14 protein-coding genes and 1 pseudogene are annotated in these 21,975 nt (G+C 71.3%); 7 read left to right on the top strand and 8 right to left on the bottom strand.

Annotated features, from left to right (window positions below; translation table 11 throughout):
* Window positions 1-53: 53 nt before the first annotated feature.
* Both ACWD12_RS30045 and ACWD12_RS30040 read right to left on the bottom strand, forming a co-directional pair.
* Window positions 54-749 carry a hypothetical protein gene (locus ACWD12_RS30045; RefSeq protein WP_450102187.1) on the bottom strand — a complete coding sequence of 232 codons (696 nt, stop codon included), beginning with the start codon at window positions 747-749 and terminating at the stop codon, window positions 54-56.
* A 159-nt stretch (window positions 750-908) separates the two neighbouring features.
* Window positions 909-1,526 carry a mycothiol-dependent nitroreductase Rv2466c family protein gene (locus ACWD12_RS30040; protein WP_358349428.1) on the bottom strand — a complete coding sequence of 206 codons (618 nt, stop codon included), beginning with the start codon at window positions 1,524-1,526 and terminating at the stop codon, window positions 909-911.
* A gap of 151 nt (window positions 1,527-1,677) precedes the next feature.
* Between ACWD12_RS30040 and pepN (ACWD12_RS30035) the strand changes: the two genes are divergently transcribed.
* The 3 genes from pepN (ACWD12_RS30035) to ACWD12_RS30025 all read left to right on the top strand — a co-directional run bounded on the left by pepN (ACWD12_RS30035) (window position 1,678) and on the right by ACWD12_RS30025 (window position 7,322).
* Window positions 1,678-4,233, top strand: a complete 2,556-nt coding sequence (gene pepN / locus ACWD12_RS30035; protein WP_450102186.1) for an aminopeptidase N — start codon at window positions 1,678-1,680, stop codon at window positions 4,231-4,233.
* Window positions 4,234-4,273: 40 nt separating this feature from the next.
* On the top strand, window positions 4,274-6,832 hold the full coding sequence (pepN, locus tag ACWD12_RS30030) for an aminopeptidase N (protein WP_450102185.1): 2,559 nt from the start codon (window positions 4,274-4,276) through the stop codon (window positions 6,830-6,832).
* Between the two features lie 304 nt (window positions 6,833-7,136).
* Window positions 7,137-7,322: a hypothetical protein gene (locus tag ACWD12_RS30025; RefSeq protein WP_358349459.1), complete on the top strand. Its 186-nt coding sequence runs from the start codon at window positions 7,137-7,139 to the stop codon at window positions 7,320-7,322.
* Window positions 7,323-7,353: 31 nt separating this feature from the next.
* Here the strand turns inward: ACWD12_RS30025 and malQ are convergent, their stop codons facing one another.
* Both malQ and ACWD12_RS30015 read right to left on the bottom strand, forming a co-directional pair.
* Entirely contained in the window at window positions 7,354-9,684 is a 2,331-nt protein-coding gene (gene malQ / locus ACWD12_RS30020) for a 4-alpha-glucanotransferase (protein WP_450102184.1), read from the bottom strand.
* A 257-nt stretch (window positions 9,685-9,941) separates the two neighbouring features.
* Window positions 9,942-10,445: pseudogene (locus ACWD12_RS30015) on the bottom strand (HNH endonuclease); the annotation flags it as partial.
* A gap of 156 nt (window positions 10,446-10,601) precedes the next feature.
* Here ACWD12_RS30015 and ACWD12_RS30010 point away from each other — a divergent pair.
* The 4 genes from ACWD12_RS30010 to ACWD12_RS29995 all read left to right on the top strand — a co-directional run bounded on the left by ACWD12_RS30010 (window position 10,602) and on the right by ACWD12_RS29995 (window position 16,254).
* Window positions 10,602-12,755 (top strand): prolyl oligopeptidase family serine peptidase, encoded by a 2,154-nt coding sequence (locus ACWD12_RS30010; RefSeq protein ID WP_450102183.1) that lies wholly within the window; start codon window positions 10,602-10,604, stop codon window positions 12,753-12,755.
* 138 nt (window positions 12,756-12,893) lie between these two features.
* Window positions 12,894-13,895, top strand: a complete 1,002-nt coding sequence (locus tag ACWD12_RS30005) for a mechanosensitive ion channel family protein (protein WP_450102216.1) — start codon at window positions 12,894-12,896, stop codon at window positions 13,893-13,895.
* Between the two features lie 231 nt (window positions 13,896-14,126).
* Entirely contained in the window at window positions 14,127-14,525 is a 399-nt protein-coding gene (locus ACWD12_RS30000; protein WP_450102182.1) for a globin, read from the top strand.
* Between the two features lie 64 nt (window positions 14,526-14,589).
* A complete protein-coding gene (locus tag ACWD12_RS29995) occupies window positions 14,590-16,254 on the top strand; it encodes a glycoside hydrolase family 13 protein (RefSeq protein ID WP_450102181.1) in 1,665 nt (554 codons plus the stop codon).
* Between the two features lie 548 nt (window positions 16,255-16,802).
* On the opposite strand, the gene ACWD12_RS29990 is transcribed toward ACWD12_RS29995, so the two are convergent.
* The 4 genes from ACWD12_RS29990 to ACWD12_RS29975 form a co-directional block, all read right to left on the bottom strand.
* On the bottom strand, window positions 16,803-18,887 hold the full coding sequence (locus ACWD12_RS29990; protein WP_450102180.1) for an MMPL family transporter: 2,085 nt from the start codon (window positions 18,885-18,887) through the stop codon (window positions 16,803-16,805).
* 455 nt (window positions 18,888-19,342) lie between these two features.
* On the bottom strand, window positions 19,343-20,542 hold the full coding sequence (locus ACWD12_RS29985) for a glycosyltransferase family 39 protein (RefSeq protein WP_450102179.1): 1,200 nt from the start codon (window positions 20,540-20,542) through the stop codon (window positions 19,343-19,345).
* 197 nt (window positions 20,543-20,739) lie between these two features.
* Complete coding sequence (locus ACWD12_RS29980; protein ID WP_450102178.1) at window positions 20,740-21,444, bottom strand: hypothetical protein; 705 nt, start codon at window positions 21,442-21,444, stop codon at window positions 20,740-20,742.
* A gap of 8 nt (window positions 21,445-21,452) precedes the next feature.
* Window positions 21,453-21,860 (bottom strand): acyl-CoA thioesterase, encoded by a 408-nt coding sequence (locus ACWD12_RS29975; protein ID WP_358349398.1) that lies wholly within the window; start codon window positions 21,858-21,860, stop codon window positions 21,453-21,455.
* Between the last annotated feature and the right edge of the window lie 115 nt (window positions 21,861-21,975).

The following is a 21,975-nucleotide window of genomic DNA, read 5'->3' as shown; positions in this document are numbered from 1 at the left end:
CAGTCCCTCGCCGGGGCAACACCCAGCCCGCGCCTGAACCCGCGTCCGTCCGCTCAGTCCGACGGCGACGTCCAGACGAGCGGCCTGCTGCGGCCGACCACGGAGTACTCGCGGGCCAGCCCTGCCTCGTGCAGGCGGGCCAACGGGGTGAACGACAGGCCGTACTCGTCCTCGCCCTTGTCGAATCCCCAGTCCTTGTAGATCTCGACCTCGTAGACCACCCGGACCGCGGGACCGGCGGCGGCCGCCACGTCGCCCCGCGCGGCGTCCTCGCCGTCGTCCGCCGCGATGTCGAGCCGTCCGGTGATGCGGTACTGCAGACCGCGCAGCGCCAGCCACCAGTCCAGGTGGTCCCCCCGGCCGATCCGCACACCGTGCCAGTTCGTCGTCACGTCGAACTCGCGCTCCGTGCCCCCGCTCTCGCGCCAACGGGCAAGGGCCAAGTCCCGCCACTCCGCCAGGTGCCGGTCCGCGACGCGCCGAAAGGGCGCGGTGCCGAGCGGGCCTTCGGGGTCGACCGTGAGGTCGGCGCCGGTACGCCCGTAGTAGTGCCGCAGTGTGGCGGCACTGTGCCGCAGACCGACGACGCGCCAGACCACCGTGGTGGGACGCAGGGCCACCGAGAACGCCCGGTCGCGGACACCCGGACGTCGCGACCCGAACGGCGCGTTGCCGTTGGGCGTACGCGGGTCCGGTCGGCCGCGGCGGGCCGTGCGTACCAGGGGTCTGGAGCGTTCAGGCGCGGTCATCTGTCCAGTTTATTGGCTTATGTCACGATCTGTTGTACGGGTGCTTCATGGTGTCGCCGCGTCCGAGCATGGCATGCATCCGCCGGCGTACGCAGGGGCCGCGAGGCGTAATGTCTTTCCGCCTCGCGGCCCCTCGGCGCTGCGCCCCGCTGCCCGTCCTCAGTCGAAGATGGGGCCTTCGGTGCGCGTGCGCTTGAGCTCGTAGAAGCCCGGCGTGCCCGCGACCAGCACGCAGCCGTCCCACAGTCGGCCCGCGGCCTCGCCCTTGGGAGCCGGGGTCACCACCGGGCCGAAGAACGCCACGCCGTTGACGGACACGACCGGCGTACCGACGTCTTCACCCACAAGGGTGATGCCCTGCTTGTGCGACTCGCGCAGCGCCTCGTCGTAGTCGGTGGAGTCCGCGGCGTCCGCGAGGTCCTTGGGCAGCCCGGCCTCCTCCAAGGCCTCCTCGATCGTCGCCCGGTCGTAGTCCCGGCCGCCCGGGTGCCGCCGGTTGCCCAGCGCGGTGTAGAGCGGCAGCAGCGCCTCGTTGCCGTGCTTCTGCTCGGCGGCGATGCACACGCGCACCGGGCCCCAGCCGCGCTGCAGCATCTCCTTGTACTGCTCCGGGATGTCGTCCCGGTTCTCGTTGAGCACCGACAGGCTCATGACGTGCCAGGTGACGTCGATGGGACGCACCTTCTCGACCTCGAGGATCCAGCGCGAGGTCATCCAGGCCCACGGGCACAGCGGGTCGAACCAGAAGTGCGCTTGGTCGCGCTCCACGGTCGTCAAGATGCGATCCTTCCGCTTCACAATGGCGGGTGGTATCCGCCCCTCAACCGTGCAACCCCGCCCCCGCGCGCGCCATTCCGCAACGACCCCGCCGATCCGCACCGCCGTGAAAGGATCGCGGGGACAAGCGGAGACAAAGGGAGCGTGACCCGTGCCCGGTAGGAACCTGACGCGCGACGAGGCCCGCGAGCGGGCCCGGCTGATCGGCGTCGAGGCGTACGACATCGCCCTCGACCTGACGACCGGGCCGACCACGTTCCGGTCCGAGACGGTGATCCGGTTCACCTGCGCGGAGCCGGGCGCCGCGACCTTCGCCGACCTGCTGGCGCCCGAGGTGCACGAGGTGACCCTGAACGGGCGCGCCCTCGATCCCGCGCAGGTCTTCGACGGCGTGCGCGTGGCGCTCGACGGGCTGGCGGCGGAGAACGAGCTGCGGGTCGTCGCGACGTGCGCCTACAGCCGGACCGGCCAGGGGCTGCACCGCTTCGAGGATCCGGTGGACGGCGGCGTCTACACGTACACGCACTTCGAGCCCGCCGACGCCCGGCGGCTATACGTCAACTTCGAACAGCCGGACCTGAAGGCATCGTTCACGTTCACGGTGGACGCCCCCGAGGAGTGGACCGTCGTGTCGAACGCCCCCGAGGCGTCCCGCGAGCCGGTCCGTGCCGGGGTCGCGCGGTGGCGGTTCGTGCCGACCGAGCGCATCTCCACGTACATCACCGCGATCGCGGCCGGCACCTACCACGTCGTACGCGACGTCTACGAGGGCGACGGCGTGACCGTCCCGCTGGGTCTGCTGTGCCGCGCCTCGCTCGCCGAACACCTCGACGTGGAACGGCTGATCGGGCAGACCAAGGCCGGGTTCGCGTTCTTCCACCGGGCGGACCGCTTCGCGCTGCCGTACCCGTTCGGCAAGTACGACCAGGTGTTCGTACCGGAGTACAACATCGGCGCGATGGAGAACCCCGGCTGCGTCACCTTCCGCGACGAGTACGTCTTCCGCTCCAAGGTGACCGAGGCGGCGTACGAAGGCCGCGCCAACACCGTGCTGCACGAGATGGCCCACATGTGGTTCGGCGACCTGGTCACCATGACCTGGTGGGACGACCTGTGGCTCAAGGAGTCGTTCGCCGACTACATGGGCACCGCGGCCGTCGCCGAGGCCACCGAGTACGAGGACTCGTGGGTGTCCTTCGCCATCCGCCGCAAGGCGTGGGCCTACCGGCAGGACCAACTCCCCACCACGCACCCGGTCGTCGCCGACATCCGCGACCTCGAGGACGCGATGCTCAACTTCGACGGCATCACGTACGCCAAGGGCGCCTCGGTCCTCAAGCAACTGGTCGCGTACGTCGGCAAGGACGCGTTCTACGCGGGCTCGCGGCAGTACTTCGCGCGGCACGCGTACGGCAACACCGGCCTGGAGGACCTGCTTTCCGCCCTGGAGGCGTCCAGCGGACGCGACCTGTCGACGTGGTCCAAGGCGTGGCTGGAGACCACCGGCATGAACCGCCTCGTGCCGGAGGTCGAGGTGGACCCGGACGGCGTGATCACGTCCTTCGCGGTACGCCAGGAGGGCGAGCCGCCGCGCCCGCACCGCATCGCGATCGGCTGCTTCGACGACGCCGGCTCGGGGCGCCTGGCCCGGGTGCGGCGCGTCGAGGTCGACGTGACCGGGCCGCGCACCGAGGTCCCCGAGTTGGTCGGCCACACCCGGTCCGCGCTGATCCTGCTCAACGACGACGACCTGACCTACTGCAAGATCGCTTTCGACGACGTGTCGGCCGCGACCGCGCTCGCCCGTCTGTCGGACGTGGACGACTCCCTCGCCCGCGCGCTCATCTGGTCGGCGATGTGGAACCTCGCCCGCGACGCCGAGCTGCCCGCCAGGGAGTTCGTGGACCTGGTGCTGCGCCACGCGTCGGGCGAGTCGCGCATCGCGGTCGTGCAGATGGTGCTGGAGCAGGCCGAGTCGGCGCTCGAGCACTACGCCGACCCGGGGTGGCGTGCCGAGGGCCGCGCCCGGCTCGCCGCCGGGGCGCTGCGCGAACTGCGGGCCGCCGAACCGGGCAGCGACCACCAGCTCGCGTGGGCGCGCTGCTTCGGGCGTACCGCGGCCGGGCAGGAGGGACTGGAGTTCCTGCGGTCTCTCGTGGCGGGCGACGACGAGGTCGAGGGCCTGGTCGTCGACAAGGAGCTGACCTGGCTCATCACCGAGACACTCGCGGTCGAGGGGTTCGCCGACGCGACCGACATCGACTCGGTGCTGGCCGGCGACGACACCGCCGCGGGGCGCCAGCACGCCGCGGCCTGCCGCGCGGCCGTCGACTCGCCCGAGGCCAACGCGGAGGCGTGGCGCTCGGTCGTGGAGTCGGACGAACTGCCGAACGCCATGGTCGACGCCGTCATCCGGGGCTTCAACCGCACGTCCGCGCCCGCGAACCTCGCGCCGTACACCGAGCCCTACTTCGCGGCGCTCGACCGCGTGTGGGCCGAGCGCTCGATCGAGATCGCCCGGCGCATCGTGGTGGGGCTCTATCCGATGTGGGACGTTTCGCCGGAGCTGCTGCGGCGTACCGACGACTGGCTCGCCGACGACCGACGGGCCCCGGCCCTGCGCCGTCTGGTCGTGGAGCGCCGCGACGACGCCGCCCGGGCGCTGCGGGCCCGGGCCAAGGACGCGTCCGCCGGGCGCTCCGCCTGACCTCCGCACCGATCCACCGACCGCAAAGGAGACGACCGGCGTGCCCGGTACCAACCTCACCCGTGAAGAAGCCCGCGAGCGGGCCCGGATCCTCACCGTCGACACCTACGACGTCGCACTCGACCTGACCGGCACCGGTCCGACGTTCGCGTCCGAGACGACCGTGCGGTTCTCCTGCGCCGAGCCCGGCGCCTCGACGTTCATCGACCTGGTCGCGCCGTCGGTCGACTCGGTGACCCTCAACGGCACCGAACTCGACCCGGCGAAGGTCTTCGCGGACAGCCGCATCCGGCTGGACGGTCTGGCCGCGGAGAACGAACTGCGCGTCGTCGCCTCGTGCGCGTACATGAACACCGGCGAGGGCCTGCACCGGTTCGTCGACCCGGTCGACTCGAAGACCTACCTCTACACGCAGTTCGAGGTCGCCGACGCGCGCCGCGTGTTCGCCAACTTCGAGCAGCCGGATCTGAAGGCGTCGTTCGCCTTCAGCATCTCCGCGCCGCAAGACTGGCAGGTCATCGGCAACTCGCCGACGCCCGCCCCCATCCCGGCGCTGGAGGGCAACGGGACGGCGGTGTGGCGGTTCGCGCCGACGCCGCGGATCTCGACGTACATCACGGCCCTGGTCGCCGGGCACTACCACGCGGTCCGCGACTCCTACACGGCCGCGGACGGCACGGTCGTGCCGCTGGGGGTCTTCTGCCGCGCGTCGCTCGCCGAGTTCCTGGACGCCGACAACATCTTCGACGTGACGAAGCAGGGCTTCGACTACTTCCTCGAACAGTTCGACTTTCCCTACCCGTTCGCGAAGTACGACCAGCTCTTCGTGCCGGAGTACAACGCGGGCGCGATGGAGAACGCGGGCTGCGTGACGATCCTGGAGGACTACGTCTTCCGGTCGAAGGTGACCGACGCGTCGTACGAGGTGCGCGCGGAGACCATCCTGCACGAGCTCGCGCACATGTGGTTCGGCGACCTCGTCACCATGCAGTGGTGGGACGACCTGTGGCTCAACGAGTCGTTCGCCACGTACGCGTCGATCCGCTGCCAGGCGGAGGTCACGCGCTGGAAGCACGCGTGGGCGACGTTCGGCAACCGCATGAAGACGTGGGCCTACCGGCAGGACCAACTCCCGTCCACGCACCCGATCTTCGCGGACATCCGGGACCTGGAGGACGTCGAGGTCAACTTCGACGGCATCACGTACGCCAAGGGCGCCTCGGTGCTCAAGCAGCTCGTCGCGTACGTCGGCAGCGACCAGTTCATGGCCGGTGTCCGCACCTACTTCAAGCGGCACGCGTGGGGCAACACGACGCTCGCCGACCTGCTGACCGCCCTGGAGGAGACCTCCGGCCGCGACCTGTCCGCGTGGTCGGCCGAGTGGCTGCAGACGGCCGGCATCAACACGGTCCGCCCCGAGATCACCGTCGACGACTCGGGCACCATCACGTCCTTCGCGGTGCTCCAGGAAGCGCCGGAGACGTGGCCGACCATCCGCACGCACCGCATGGCGATCGGCTTCTACAACCGCACGTCGGAGGGGCTCGTACGCTCCCACCGGGTCGAGCTGGACGTCTCCGGGCCGCGTACCGAGGTCGCCGAACTCGTCGGCCGGACCCGGCCCGACGTCGTGCTGCTGAACGACGACGACCTGACGTACTGCAAGATCCGCCTCGACGAGCACTCACTCGCGGTGGTGACGTCGGCGATCGGCGAGTTCGCCGACCCGCTGCCGCGCGCGCTGTGCTGGGCGGCGGCCTGGGACATGACGCGCGACGCGGAGATGGCGACGCGCGACTACCTGACCCTGGTGCTGTCCGGTATCGGGCAGGAGAAGGACATCAACATCGTCGGCTCGCTGCACCGCCAGCTGATCAGCGCGCTCGAACTGTACGCCGCCCCGGAGTGGCGGCCCACCGGGCTCGCCCGCCTGGCGGAGGCGGCACTCGGCCACCTGCGTTCCTCGGCACCCGGCAGCGACCACCAGCTCGCCTGGGCGCGCTGCCTGGCCACGGTGGCGGTCACCGACGACCAGATCGCGCTGCTCAATGGGCTGCTCGACGGCACCGGAACGGTGGACGGCCTCGCGGTCGACACCGACCTGCGCTGGGCGCTGCTGCAGCGCCTGGTCGCGGTCGGCGCGGCGGACGCCGACGCCATCGAGGCCGAGCGCCGGCGCGACGACACGGCCGCGGGCGCGCGGCACGCGGCGGCCTGCCTGGCGGCGCGGCCGACGCGTGCGGCAAAAGACGAAGCGTGGGCCTCGGTCGTCGAGTCGGACACCCTGCCGAACGCCACGCAGGGCGCGGTCATCGGCGGGTTCCTGCAGCCGGACCAGCGCGAACTGCTCGCGGCGTACACGGAGCGCTACTTCGAGGCGATCGCCGGGATCTGGGAGCAGCGCACCAACGAGATCGCCCAGATGATCGTGATGGGCTTCTACCCGTCCATCCAGGTCTCGCAGGCGACCCTCGACCGCACCGACGCGTGGCTCGACGCGGCGGACCGGGTGCCGGCGCTGCGCCGCCTCGTGGTCGAGAGCCGCGACGGCGTCGCCCGGGCGCTGCGGGCCCAGGAGAAGGACCGCGCCTCGGCGTAGCCCGGATCGGCCGGGCCGGCCCCGACGCTTCGGCGGGACCTGACGCGTCGACAGGACGCGCCGGTCCGAGACCGGACGAGTCGGCGGAGCTCGGCGGGGACCGTCGGGGACCGCGGATCAGCCTCGAAGCGAAGCCGCTTCGGGCGGATCCGCGGACCCGACGGGAACCGCCGGCCGCGCGGGGGCGACGCGTCACTCTCGCGGCTCCCCCGGTGGGGCGGTGCGGTACGGCGGCGAGTACGGTAGGACCGTGGTCAACAGGAATGCACTGCGTGCCGGCACGGTCGCGGCCGGCGTAACGCTCATGCTGCTCATCTCGTCCCCGGCGTTCGCCCTGACGCGGGACGACGGCGACGACCCGGGCCCCGGTCTGAGCATCGGCGAGACGCTCGGCTACTTCGTCGGGCTGCCGATCCTGCTCTTCGCGGTGATCGCGTTCCTGGTGTCGCTTCCCGACATCATGCGCAAGGGCGGCAACAAGAACCCGTAGGCCTTGTCCGGGGTGCCGCACGGCCGTCGGGTCACAGGCCGCGCAGCACCCTGGCGAGCGAGGCCGCCCGCGCACTCGCGGTGAGGTCTTCGAGCAGCACCTTCCGGCCCGCCGAATCGGCCACCGGCAGGAGCCAGTTGGGGTACTCCCGTGAGGTTCCCGGGAGGTTCTGCGGACGGCGGTCCCCCACCGCGTCCGGCAGCCAGACGCCGATCATCCGGCAGGGCGCCCGCACGAGAAGGCGGTGCAGCGCCTCCACCGTCTCCCGCTCCCCCGCCCCCGGCCGCAGCAGCCCTCGGGAGCGCAGCAGGTCGAGCCACGCGTCGCGGTCCCGGTCCGCTTCCGCCCGGGCACTGTCGAGGTCGGTGGCCAGCAGTTCCAACTCCGCCCACAGGTCGACGTGTTCGCCGGCGAGCCGGGCCGCGGTGGGCGGCAGGTCGTGGGTGGTGACGGTGGCGAGGGACAGCGCACGCCAGTCCTCGGGCGGCATCGGGCCCGCGTCGTTCTGCTCGAACCACAGGACCGACGTCCCCAGGACGCCGCGCTCCCGCAGGTAGTCGCGCACCCACGGCTCGACGGTGCCCAGGTCCTCGCCGACCACGACGGCGCCCGCGCGGTGTGCCTCCAGGGCGAGGATGCCGACCATCGCCTCGTGGTCGTAGCGGACGTACGCCCCCCGGTCGGGGCGATTGCCGCGCGGGATCCACCAGAAGCGGAACAGGCCGAGGATGTGGTCGACGCGGACCGCACCCGCGTTGCGGAAGACGGCGCGCAGGAGTTCGCGGTAGGGGGCGTACCCGGCCTCGGCGAGCCGCACCGGGTGCCAGGGCGGCTGGCTCCAGTCCTGGCCGAAGGCGTTCATGGCGTCCGGGGGTGCGCCGCCCGAGGCACCGAGGGCCAGGACCTCGCCGCCGCGGCCGGAACCGAGGATCCACGCGTCCGAACCGTCGGGGTGCACGCCGACCGCGAGGTCGTGCACGACGCCGAGCGGCATGCCCGAGTCGCGCGCGGTGCGCTGCGCGTCGGCGAGTTGCCCGTCGGCGATCCACTGGCACCAGCGGTGGAAGTCGACGGCGGCGGACAGGCGGCGGCGTGCCTCGCGGACGCCGGGGCCGTCGGGGTCGTGCAGTTCCTCGGGCCAGTCGTGCCAGTTCGGGCCGTACTCCTCGACGAGCGCGCACCACGTGGCGTGGTCGTCGAGCCAGCGTCCCTCGGTGGCGAGGAAGGCGCGGTACGCCGCCTCGCGCCCCGGACTGCGCGGCACCCGGTGCACCATCGCCAGCGCCTCGCGCTTGGCGGCGCGCACGCGGTCGCGGTCCAGGCGCTCGCCGGAGCCGCGGGCTCCGGTGTCGGCGATGTCGGCGATGTCCGCGGCTCCCGGCGGCGAGCCGTCCGCGCCGGGCGTCCTCGCCCCCACGACGGTGGCGGTCGTCGTGCCGGTGGCGGTGTCGGTAGCGGCGTGTTCCAAGTCGCCGGTGCGCAGCCGCAGTTCCTCGGCGACGGCGTGTTCGACAGGGCTGAGGTACGCGTACTCCGGCACTGCTTCGACACGCACGTACATCGGGTCGGTGAAGCGGCGGCTGACCGGGAGGTAGGGCGAGGGTTCGACCGGCGCCACCGGCGACGCCGCATGCAGCGGGTTGACCAGCACGAACCCGGCGCCGTGCCGGCGCGCCGACCAGCCGGCCAGGTCCGCGAGGTCGACGAGGTCTCCGATGCCCCACGAGCGTCGCGACAGCAGCGAGTACAGCTGCACCATGAATCCCCAGGAGCGTCCCGAGGGCGGCGCCAGGTGTGCGGGGGTCACCGCGAGCGGGGCGCTGGCGAGGCGTTCGTCGGTGCGGGCGCCGGGTACGCCGCCGGAGCCGAGCGGCACGTCGTCGGCGGACAGCACGCGGGCGTGCAGGGTGTGCCAGCCGAGCGGGAGGTCGACCGGCAGGGCGTACGCCCGCTCCTGGACAACCTGGCCGTCCACCGCGGGCGGCAGGTGGCGGGAGCGTTCGGCGAGGTCGCGGCGGACCCCGCCGTCCTCCTGCTCGACCCACAGTTCGAGGCGGGCACCGGGCTCGGTGTGCACCGAGAAGGTCTCGGACCGGCCGGCGCGGGTCACGATGACCGGGGGAAGCAGACGCTGACGTCGCGTCAGCTCGTGTGCCGCGAGCGCGGCCTGCACTGCTTCGGGGGTCTCGGCGTCGACGCCGAGGGCGGCGAGGACCGCACGGACCGTGGCCTCGTCGGCGTAGACGACGTCGCCGCGCCAGCCGTGGTGCTCGGTCGCGACGCCGTACGCCCCCGCGAGTCTGGCCAGGTCACCGGTGACCGGCCCGGCCGCGGCCTTGTCCTCCGTGCTCGTGCGCTCCATTCAGCGAGCATCGCACCTGAGACGCCTCCGGCGGGGCTGTTCCGTGCGCGCGTCGCCCGAAGGGGCGCGCCGACCTGTGCGGAGCACCCCTTCGGAGACGGCAACGGCGGCGGACCTTCTGCCTCGTCCGGCAGGGCCCGCCGCCGTTATGCGCTTGCGGCTTGATCGTAGGTTTCGTACTGGCCGTAGTGCCCCTTGCGAGCACTATGGTCGAAATGCTGATGCTGGTGCTGGTGGTCGGAACGGCCGAACCCGTACTCCTCCGCCCCGTACGGCGCGAGGTACGGCTCCCAGCGCGGATCACGGAAGCCGGTTCCGATGATGCGCCAGGCCAGCCCGCTCGGCTGCGCCGGCTTGCGGTGCATCCGCCAGCCCAGCTCGGCGATGTAGCGGTCGCTCTTGACGTGGTTGCAGCGGCGGCACGCCGAAACCACGTTCTCCCAGGTGTGCTGCCCGCCCCGGCTGCGCGGAATGACGTGGTCGACGCTGGTCGCGGCGCCCCCGCAGTACACGCAACGACCACCGTCCCGGGCGAAGAGCGCGCGACGGGTGAGCGGCACCTGACCCCGAAAGGGGATTCGGACAAATCGGGTCAATCGAATAACGCTCGGTACCGGAATCTCTGTGGTGGCGCTGTGCAGAATGCTGCCGGATTCCTCCAGGCAGGTGGCCTTGTTGTTGAGCACGAGAATGAGTGCCCGTCGCACCGAGACCACGCACAAGGGCTCGTACGACGCGTTGAGGACCAATGAATGCGGCACGTAATGCCTCCTTTTACGCCTGCGGCACGTGGCTCGCGCCGGGACGATCGGCTCCCAGTGTCGCTGCCCGCCTACCCCTCGCGCTACAAGGAATCCCCAAGGCCACACGCCGTTCACCTGTGGGTAGGTCCCTCGGAGCGGGTTTAGGATCCCGGCATGACGCGCCCGGACTATCCCCCCGCCCCCCGGTCCGACACCGTCGATGTGCTTGCGGGACGCCCCGTTCCGGACCCTTTTCGGCCGCTTGAGGACCCCTCTTCAGAGGGCACCCGGGCATGGTCCCGGGCGCAGGCCGAGATTTTCGCCACAGCGGCGTCGGAGCTGCCGGAAAGGGACCGGTTGCGCGACCGGGTGGCCGCCCTTCTGGCCACCGGCACCGTCGGAGCGCCTTTGTGGCGCGGGGACCGCTGCTTCTTCCGCAGGCGCCTCCCCGAGCAGGAACACGCGGTCCTCGTGACGGTCGGTCCGGACGGGGCCGAACGGGTGCTCGTCGACCCGGTCGCGCTGGATCCGGACGGGACGACGACGCTCGACGACTGGCGGCCCTCGCTCGAAGGGGACCTCCTCGCATACCGCGTGTCGCGCGGCGGCACCGAGGAATCCGAGCTGTACGTCATGGACCTCGCCACCGGCGAGACCGTCGACGGCCCGGTCACCCGAACGCGTGAATCGCCGCTCGCCTGGCTGCCCGGCGGGCAGGCCATCTACCTCCAGCGCAACCTCCCGCCCGAACAAGTGCCCGAGGACGAGCGGCAGTACCACCGCCGCGTCTACCTGCACCGCCTGGGCACCGACCCGGACGCCGACGTCGAGGTCTTCGGGGCCGACCAGGACAAGACCGCGTTCTTCCGCGTGTCGGTCTCGCACGACGGCCGCCACCTGGTCGTCAGCGCCTCCGAGGGCACGGCGCCGCGCAACGACCTGTGGATCGCGGACCTGACGGCGGGGCCGCCGGAGGCCCCCGTACTGCGGCCCGTGCAGATCGGCGTCGACGCGCGGACCGGCGCGCACCCCGGGCGCGACGGGCGCCTGTACCTGTTCACCGACCTCGACGCCCCGCGCGGCCGGATCTGCGTCACGGACCCGGCCGCGGCCGACCTCGGCCCCGGATCGTGGACGACGCTGGTCCCCGAGGACCCGGAAGCGGTCCTGGAGGACTACGCGATCCTCGACGGCCCCGAACTGGGCGACGCCCCGGTCCTGCTGGCCGCGTGGACCCGGCACGCGGTGGGCGAGCTGTCCCGCCACGACCTGCGTACCGGCGCCCGCACCGGGACGGTCCCGCTCGGCACGGACGGGTCCGCGACCGCACTGGGCTCGATAGGGGCACTCGTCGAGCGGCCGGAGGGCGGCTGCGAGGCGTGGTTCGGCTGGTCGGACTACCGCACGCCGTCGGCGGTGCGCCGCTACGACGCGCGTACCGGCGAGGTCTCGGTGTGGGCGACCGCCCCGGGCGCCGTGGACGTGCCCGAGGTACACGTGAGCGTCGAGGAGTACACCTCCAAGGACGGCACCGTCGTACGCATGTTCGTCGTCTCCCCGACGTCCGCCCCCGACGTCCCGCGCCCGACCGTCCTGTACGGCTACGGCGGCTTCGCGATCCCTATGACCCCCGGCTACTCCGCCGGCGTCCTGAGCTGGGTCGAGTCCGGCGGCGTGTACGCCATCGCCTGCCTGCGCGGCGGCAGCGAGGAGGGCGAGGACTGGCACCGCGCGGGCATGCGCGAGCACAAGCAGCGCGTCTTCGACGACTTCCACGCCGCCGCCGAACACCTCCTCGCCCGCGGCTGGTCGGCGCCCGGCGGCCTCGGCATCTCCGGCGGCTCCAACGGCGGCCTGCTGGTCGGCGCCGCGCTGACCCAGCGGCCCGAGCTGTACGCGGCGGTGGTCTGCTCGGCGCCGCTGCTGGACATGGTGCGCTACGAGCTGTCCGGGCTAGGCCGGCTGTGGACCGACGAGTACGGCACGGTCGAGGTGCCCGAGGAACTGGACTGGCTGCTGGGGTACTCGCCGTACCACCACGTCACCGAGGACGTGGAGTACCCGGCGGTGCTGTTCACGGTGTTCGAGGGGGACACCCGCGTCGACCCCCTGCACGCCCGCAAGATGTGCGCGGCGCTGCAGACGTTCGGCGCCGGGAGCCGGCCGGTGCTGCTGCGCGCGGAGTCCGATGTGGGCCACGCGGAGCGGTCCGTCACCCGCGCCGTCGAACTGTCGGCCGACACTCTGGCCTTTCTCGCCCGGTGGACCGGCCTGACGGGCACCTCCGCGGCGTGCCGTTACGGTGGTGGGGACCCGCCCGGTGCCTGACCGAACTCGATCGGGCACCTGATCGGGCACTCGATCGGACAGCCGACCTACAGTCGATCGGGCGCTTGATCGTCCGCAAGCCCTGACCGGCACCAGCACCAGAGAGGTCCGCACGTGTTCGCACCGGGACTCCCGGCCATGTTGCTCGCCGCCGCCGACGACGAACAGCAGGACGGCAAGGTGTCGAGCTGGTTCGACCGGCACGGCGAGACCCTCGTGGTGACGCCCATCCGCATCCTGGTCATCATCATCGTCGCGCTCATCGTGCGGGCGATCACCCGCAAGATGATCACCCAGTTGATCGCGCGGATGGCCAACGACGGCGCCAACGGCAGCGGCCGCCCGGTGACCGGGTTCCTGCTCAACGCGGAGCGCCGCAGGCAGCGCGCCGAGACCGTGGGCTCGGTCATGCGGAGCATGGCCTCGTTCGTGATCCTCGGCATCGCCACACTGCTGGTGCTGAGCGAGCTCAACGTCAACCTCGCCCCGCTGCTGGCGAGCGCCGGCATCGCGGGCGTGGCGATCGGCTTCGGTGCGCGCAACCTCGTGACGGACTTCCTGTCCGGCATGTTCATGATCCTCGAGGACCAGTACGGCGTCGGCGACCTGGTGGACGCGGGCCCGGCGTCCGGCACGGTGATCGAGGTCGGGCTGCGCATCACCAAGCTGCGCGACGTCGACGGCACGGTCTGGTACGTGCGCAACGGCGAGATCAAGCGCGTCGGCAACCACAGCCAGGGCTGGGGCACCGCCAAGATCGACGTCCAGGTCGGCTACCGCGAGGACGTCGACAAGGTCCGCGACCTGATCGTCACCGCGACCGAGCAGCTCGCCGACGACGAGACGTGGAGCGAGACGGTGTGGGGCCCGGGCGAGGTGATCGGCATGGAGTCGGTCACGCCGGAGTCGGTCGTCCTGCAGGTGCAGGTCAAGACGATGCCCGGCCAGGAGCTGCCGGTGGCACGCGAGTTGCGGGCCCGGCTCAAGCGCGCGTTCGACGAGGCCGGCGTACGCCTGTCCGAACCGGTCGTCACCGCCATCCCCCCGGTCGACGCGACAGCCGCGGCCGCGGCCCCCGCCGCCGAGCCCGCGGCACCCCCGGCGGCGGCACCCCCGGCGGCACCCCCGCCGACCCCCTGACGCCCACCCCGGACGCACGACCCCGTCCCCCGCCGTACGCCCGCATATAGCGGCTTCGACGTGGCCTGGCCGGGTGCAAACCCGGGTGCGAACGGGAAGCTGCGGGTTGCGCGCGGCGCAGTGCGGAGGCCCGGGGCGGGCGCCCGATCCGGTTTTCCCGGGGCTGTTCTCCCGCGCGCGGGTTGTGTGCGACCCCTCCGCCGGCCGGTGCCCATCTGCGAGGATGGTGCGGTGAGCGAATCGACGGCGGATCAGTCCCCCTCCTTCTACGACGCGGTGGGCGGCGAGGAGACCTTCGTCAAGCTGGTGCACCGCTTCTACGAGGGCGTACGCGCCGACCCGCTGCTGCGGCCCATGTATCCCGAAGAGGACCTCGCGGGCGCCGAGGAGCGCCTGCGGCTGTTCCTGATGCAGTACTGGGGCGGCCCGCGCACGTACAGCGATTCGCGCGGCCACCCCCGACTCCGCATGCGGCACGCGCCGTTCGCGGTGACGCCGGCCGCCCGCGACGCGTGGTTGCGGCACATGCGGACCGCCGTCGACGAACTCGCGCTGGCCGAGGCCCACCGCGCGCAACTGTGGGACTACTTGGTGTACGCCGCGGAGTCGATGGTGAACCAGGCGGAGTAGTGACCGAAGTAAACCGGCCGGAGTGACCCCGCGTTCGGGGAGTCTGCGGAGGTGGTGACCGCACGTGGATGTGACCGGGCAGCAGGACGATCGCCACGACCACCGCAGGGACGGCGCCCGTACGCCGCGCGCTCCGGCGCGTGAGCCGGCGTGGTGGCGCGACGCGGTCTTCTACCAGGTGTACCCGCGCAGCTTCGCGGACTCCGACGGCGACGGAGTGGGCGACCTGCCCGGCATCGTCGAACGGCTGCCGCATCTGCGCGATCTCGGTGTCGACGCCGTGTGGCTCAGCCCGTTCTACCCGTCGCCGATGGCCGACGCCGGCTACGACGTCGCCGATCCGCGGGGCGTGGACCCGGTGTTCGGCACTCTCGCGGACTTCGACCGGTTGGTGGAGCGCGCCCACGGGCTGGGGCTGCGCGTCGTCATCGACATCGTCCCGAACCACACGTCCCACGAACACGCCTGGTTCCGGGCCGCACTCGCGTCCCCGCCCGGCTCGTGCGAGCGCTCCCGCTACCTGTTCCGCGACGGCCGCGGGCCGGACGGCGGCGAGCCTCCCAACGACTGGACCTCGCAGTTCGGCGGTCCGGCGTGGACCCGCGTGCGCGAGACCGACGGCAGCCCCGGCCAGTGGTACCTGCACTTGTACGCGCCCGAGCAGCCGGACCTGAACTGGCGCAATCTGGAAGTGCGTTCCGAGTACCTGTCGATCCTGCGGCACTGGCTCGACCGCGGTGTGGACGGCTTCCGCATCGACGTCGCGCACGGCCTGATGAAGGCGGTCGGCCTGCCGGACGCCGGTGCCATCCCGCAAGGCTGGGAGGGCCGCATGCACCACCGGCTCCCCTACTGGGACCAGCCCGAGGTGCACGACGTCTACCGCGGTTGGCGGCGCGTCCTGGACGAGTACGCCGGCGAACGGATCGCGGTCGCCGAGGCGTGGGTGCCGAATCCGGACCGGCTGGCCGCGTACACCCGTCCCGACGAACTGCACCAGGCGTTCAACTTCCCTTATCTGATGGCGGGTTGGGACGCCGAACGGATCCGGCGCGTGGTCGACGCGTCGCTCGACTCCGCCCACAAGGTGGGTGCGCCGCCGACGTGGGTGCTGGCCAACCACGACGTACCGCGGGCGCCGACGCGCCTCGGTGGGCTGGACCGCGCGCTCGCGGCCCTGCTCCTCGAACTCGCGCTGCCCGGCTCGGTGTACCTGTACCAGGGCGAGGAGTTGGGGCTCGAAGAGGTCGTGGACCTGCCGGACGAGCTGCGGCAGGACCCGGTGTTCCTGCGGTCCGGCGGAACGTTGCGGGGGCGCGACGGGTGCCGCGTACCGCTGCCGTGGTCGGACGACGGGGCGTCGCTCGGGTTCTCGCCGAGTGGGCGGTCGTGGCTGCCGCAGCCTGCCGGATGGCGTGCGCTGACCGCGGAGGCGCAGGCGAAAGATCCCGCGTCGACGCTGAGCATGTACCGGCGTGCCCTGCGTCTGCGCCGTGAACACCCGGCCCTGGGCGGCGACGGGGTGCTGACGTGGCTTCGGTCGCCGGAAGGCACGTTGGCGTTCGAGCGCAGCCCCGGGTTCGTGTGCTTCGCCAACCTGACGGACGCCCCGGTCGTGGTGCCGCCGATCGGCGCCCTGCTGGAATCCAGCGGGCCGGTCGACGGTGCTCCGGACGGAAGCCATGTCCTGCCCGCCCACACGACGTCCTGGTGGAGCGTCGGCGGCTGAGGCCGCTCTTCGGAGCTTCGGACCGCAGCCCCGGCCCGTGGCCCTTGTCTCGGCCTTGCCCCCGGCCCTCGGACCCCGGACCCCCGACCTGAGCGCACATGCCAAGGGCGGTCTCCTGGGGGTGAGACCGCCCTTGCCGGGATGCTCCCCACATGCCGTCCCCCCCTCGGGTCGGCACGCGGGGTCCCGCGGTCCGCCGGACTTCCACGGGGTCGTCCGGCGGGCTGGAACCAGAGTGGCGACGGCTCCGGCGGCGTCGCTACGGGACGGGGACAGCGGTTACCGGTCCAGGACACAGGAGTTGCGTGCCGCGCACGTTCGTACATGTCCGGTGACACGAAGCGGCCTGACGGGGATGGGGAGTGTATGTCACGCAAAGGGGCGCGCGATAGACCAAGATTCACATCTTGGACGATCACGCGCCCTGTGCCGCACGGCCGCTGACTCAGCGTCAGCGGCCGTGCGATTAGTGCGTTCAGTGCTGTTTGTTCAGTCGGTACGTTCCGACCCGCGGCGTTTCGGCCATCGGACCGGTGTTCAGACCGGTGTCAGACCAGTGCCTCGTCGCGCTCGCGGCCGGGGCCGTCGGTCCCGTCCGCGCCGCTGTGCTCGGTCGCCTCGGGGTTCTTGGCGAGCTTGCTCGGCCACCAGATCTTCTGCCCGATGTCGTGCGTCAGCGCGGTCACCAGGACCGAGCGGACGATGAACGTGTCGAGCAGGACGCCGAGCGCCACCGCGAAGCCCATCTCCACGAAGGTGACGAGCGGCATCGTGGTGAACACCGCGAACGTCGCGGCCAGCACCAGGCCGGCCGAGGTGATGACGCCGCCGGTCGCCTCCAGGCCCACGATCGCGCCCTTGCGGGTACCGCGCTTCAACGCTTCCTCGCGCACCCGGTGCATGAGGAAGATGTTGTAGTCGATGCCCAGGGCGACCAGGAACACGAAGATGAACAGCGGCATGCCGACGTCCATGCCCGCGAACCCGAACACGTGGTTGAACACCAGCGAGCTGATGCCCAGCGCCGCCGCGAACGACAGCACCACGGTGGCGATGAGGATCACCGGCGCCAGGATCGAGCGGAGCAGAATGCACAGCACGATCAGCACGGCGAGCAGGATCAGCGGAATGATGACCTTGTCGTCGTGTTCGGACGCCTTCTCCATGTCCAGCGCCATCGCGGGTCCGCCGCCGACCTTGGCGTCGGCACCCGGCAGGCCGTGCACCGCATCGCGTACGCGCTCCACCGTCTTGCGGGCGGCCTCGGTGTCCGGGCCGTCCGACGTGGTCGCGTACAGCTCGACCTTGCCGTTCTTCGGCGGCCCGGCCGGGGCGACCCCTTCGGGCGCGATGCCCTGGGTGGCCTGGATGGCGTCGATCAGCGGCTTCTGCTGGGCCTCGTTGCCGATGACGACGATCGGGTCGCCGGAGCCGAGCGCGAAGGACTTCGCCGCGATCTCCATGCCCTTGATCGACTCGGGCTTGCTGGTGAACTGGTCCTTGAACTCGACGCCGGAGGCCTTGAGGCCCATGAGGCCCATCGAGAACGCCGCGAGCACGACCGCGGTGACCACCCACACCGAGCGCGAACGCCGCTCGATGAGTGCGCCCACCCGGGTCCAGACGCTGTTCTTGTGCGACTGCTCGGTGCCGACGTGCGGAATCTTGGGCCAGAACGCCCAGCGTCCGAAGATGACCAGCAGGGCCGGCAGCAGCGTGGTCATGACCAGCAGGCCGACCGCGATACCGATGGCGCACACCGGGCCGAGGCCCTGCGTGGAGTTCATCTCGGCGGCCAGCAGGACCAGCATGCTCAGCGCCACCGTGGCGGCGCTCGCGATGATGGCGGGGCCCGCGCGGTGCAGCGCGTGTGCCATCGCCTCGTGGCGGTCCTCGTAGTTGCGCAGTTCCTCGCGGTAACGCGCGATCAGGAGCAGGGCGTAGTCCGTCCCGGCTCCGAAGATCATGATGTTGAGCACCGCGTAGCTCTGGCCGTTGACGGTGATGCCGGCCTTGGTCGCGAGATAGACGACCGCCCACGCGGCGAACATCGCGAACACCGCGGAGATGAGCGGCACGAACCACAGCACCGGCGAGCGGTACGTCAGCAGCAGGATGACGATGACGACGCCCATGGTGATCATGAGCAGTGCGCCGTCGATGCCCTCGAACGCGGCGGCCTGGTCGGCGCCGATGCCGGCCGGACCCGCGGTGTACGCCTCGAGGCCCGCGGGTGCGCCCTCGTCCGCGACCTTGCGGATCTCCTTGACGGCTTCGTTGAGGTCCTCCCAACCGCCGTCCTTGATCGCGATCGGGATCTCGATCTGTGCCGTGGTGTTGTCGCCGCTGTACTGGACGTCCAGCGTCTCGCTCGCCACGCCCTCGACGTTGACGTACTGCGCCTGGTCGTCCGCGATCGCCTTGCGGTCGTCGTCGGACAGACCGCCAGGACGGTAGTAGATCTCATTGGCGTTCGCGATCGTGTCCTCGCGGAAGTCCTTCTGCTCCTCGACCACCTTGGTGGACTCGGCGCTGCCGGGCAGCCACGCGGACATCTCGTTGTCCTGCGCTCCGGAGAGCTTCCCCGCCAACGGGAAGAGCGCGAAGATGATCACGATCCAACCGACGAACACGACCCATTTGCTTCGGCGTCCGCATGGCAGTGCGGATAGCGCCTTCCAACTCTTCATCTAGCCCCCACAAACGCGATATGTCGCGAGCCTTCTCACCGGACACGATGTATCGCGTCTGCGCAAGGTGTCAAGGAAACAATCAGCCGGTTGGCGAAGTGATCGCTTTGCATGTCGAATAGCCCGCTATTGGTCCAGACCATGACGGGATCCGGGCCGGGCACAATCGACAATCCAACAGGTCGCGGGCATGTGCGCGCCATCCGTTTTACGCGCCCTGCGATCCCGGAGGTGTGATCACCGCAACGCGCGGGAAGGGCCGCCCGTCGGGCTGCGACGTGCTCGGCCCATCTTGTCTACCCGGCGAACTCGTCCGCAGTCACCCCGTTTTCCCGCGCTCGCCACCCGCGGCCACCCCCTCCGCAACCCGGGTCCGCGGCCTCCGGTTCCGCGTGGGCCTACGGGGCGCCGCGGCCGTAGTGCAGGGGCGACCAGCCGGCGAGCCACACGAACCCGGCGGCGAACAACGCCAGGACGACCACCAAGGTGCGTCCGCGCAGCCGGGTCGCCGCGGCGATGAACATCGGGAACGCGGTCCACACGAAGCGCGGTTTGCTGCCCTGCGCGGAGGCCGTGAAGGACAGCAGCAGGATGCCGAGCGTGAACACGGTGACCGCGGGCGGGAACTTCTCGCGCAGCAGCCAGACCACGCCGACGACCGCGAGCACGAAGAACACGGTGTGCATCAGGTTCTGGGCCGGCTCGGCGCGCACCGCGGGGTCGAGCCACAACACGCGCTTGACCGTGTTGACGCCCCAGTCGGTGTGCTGGTCCCACCCCTGGTCCTGGGTCTTGAACCAGAACCGCGCGTCGTCGTACCTGAGCGTGCCCCACAGCAGGTACGCCGCCCCGCCGATCGGCGACAGCAACGGCGCCCACAGCGCCTTCCATTCCCGGTCGCGGTGGATCGCGATCCCGGCCGCGACCGCACAGGCGGCGCACAACATGACCATGTTCGGCCGCACCGCGGTGCCGATACCCGCCAGCGCCCCCGCGAGCACCCACTGCTTGCGCAGCAGCGCGAGCAGGCAGAACGCCGCGAGCAGCGCGGCCAGCGACTCGGCGTACAGGAAGCCGAAGACGAACGCGCCGGGGAAGAGGCAGTACAGCAGCACCGCGCGGTCCGCGACGCGGCGGCCGCGCAGGTGGTCGGCGAGCTTCCACACGGCGTAGGCACTGGCCGCGCCCAGCACCACGGAGACGATCAGCGCGGCGAGGACGTAGCGTCCGCCCAGCGGCACCGCGACCGCCTTGACGATCATCGGCAGCAGCGGGAAGAAGGCCGTGTTGTTGGCCTTCACCGAACCGTCGGCGTCCAGCGGCAGTTGGTCCGGGTAGCCGAAGCGGGCGATGTCGAGGTAGTTCGACGCGTCCTTGAAGATGAAGTGCAGTTCCCAACCGTGGTACTTGCGGCGCTCGACCGAAGGCACGTACCGCACATTGCGGTCGCCGAGCCACGCCCACACGCCGAGAGTGAGGATCCACGTGGAGGCGTACGCCAGCAGTGGGAACGCCCACGGTCGGGGCAGACGGTCGCTCAGGGGGCGGGGCTGCCCTCCGGTCGGCTCGGCCGTCTCTACGGTGGTGTGCGCGGTCATCCCCAACCTTCGGCGGTCACTTGGCGGTCACTGTGGCGGTCACTGTGGTGATCACGTCGGCGATCACGTGGGCAGTCACTTCGGTCGGACCGTCGTCCGGCGGTCGCGCCACGGATGCGATCACGGGACGCCACACGACAGACGAGACGATAGACGTTCCGCCGCCGGTACTCCGACGGGTCCCCGGCCGGTGCGGGTCAGCGGGGCACGAACAGACTCGGGCCGCCGGATCTGCGCACCGACACCGAGCCGTACGGCGCGTCGAGCCGCAGCCATCCCCCCACCGACAGCACGGTGGCCTCGGCGCCGGCGTCGACCGAGCCGAGGAACCCCAGCGACGCGGCTGCGTGTGCGGCACGCAGCGGGAGATGGGTGCCGGGGACTCCGCTCAGTGCCCGGCTCCACACGTCCTCGGCCATCTGGTCCAGGGCCGCGCGAGTACGCTCCTCGGCGGGCAATGCCTCGGTACTGCCGCGGAACCGCCCGACGGCTTCCGCGACTTCGCGGACCAGCCCGGCGATCGGCAGCGACGCCAACTGCACCCAGCCGGTACGCGGCGGCAACATGGCCGTCCACGGCGGACCCGTCACCTCGGGCGGGGCCGTCACGACCGCGGTCTCCTTGGACGCTTTGCCGTGCTCGTCCTCCACGGCCGCGAGCGCGTCCAGCAGGCGGCCTGCGGACACCGCCGCGTCCACGCGTACGGGATCGGCCAGTTCGGTGGTGCGGAGCGCGACCACGCCGGACGTGCCGCCGCCGAACGGGACACGGCCGAAGGTGCCGAGCACCGCACCGTCGGCCCGCAGGTGGACGACGGCGGCCCGGTCGTAGCGCAGCAGGCGTACGAGGTATCCGGCGAGGTCGGCGACGGCGGACCCGTCGACGAGGTGCAGGGCGGTCATGGTGGTGGTCAGGCCTCCAGGAAGCCTTCGAGGTAACGCCGCTCGTCCTGGTTGAGCCGGCGCGGGCGCTGGTCGTCGAGCGCGTAGGGCACCAGGACGGACGTGGCACGTGCGTAGACGTGGTCGTCGTCCAGGATTTCGTACGCCAGCTGGAACTGCGCCGCCCTTATCGACATCACCCAGGTCTCGACGCGGATCGGCTCGGGCCGCCACACCAGCGGATGGCGGTAGTCGATCTCGTGCCGGGCGATCACGACGCCCTCCGCGAGGGTCTTGGCACCCTCGCGCTGTCCGAGCGTGAACATCATGTCCACGCGCGCCTCCTCCAGGTAGCGGAGGTACTGGACGTTGTTGACGTGCCGATAGGCGTCCATATCGGACCACCGCAGAGTCGCCTGGTACACGTGCCTGGCCACGATCGGCCCTTTCTGTGGCGGAGCTTGTGGAGAACGGTGCCGCACGGAGCGGCCCCCGTCCCGAATCCTCGCGTTGCTCACGCGAGCACCGGGGACGGGGGCCGACTGCCCGCGT

This window comes from Streptodolium elevatio (assembly GCF_053592165.1).
The sequence above is the reverse complement of the archived record's forward strand: the minus strand, read 5'-3'. Positions and strand labels throughout refer to the sequence as shown.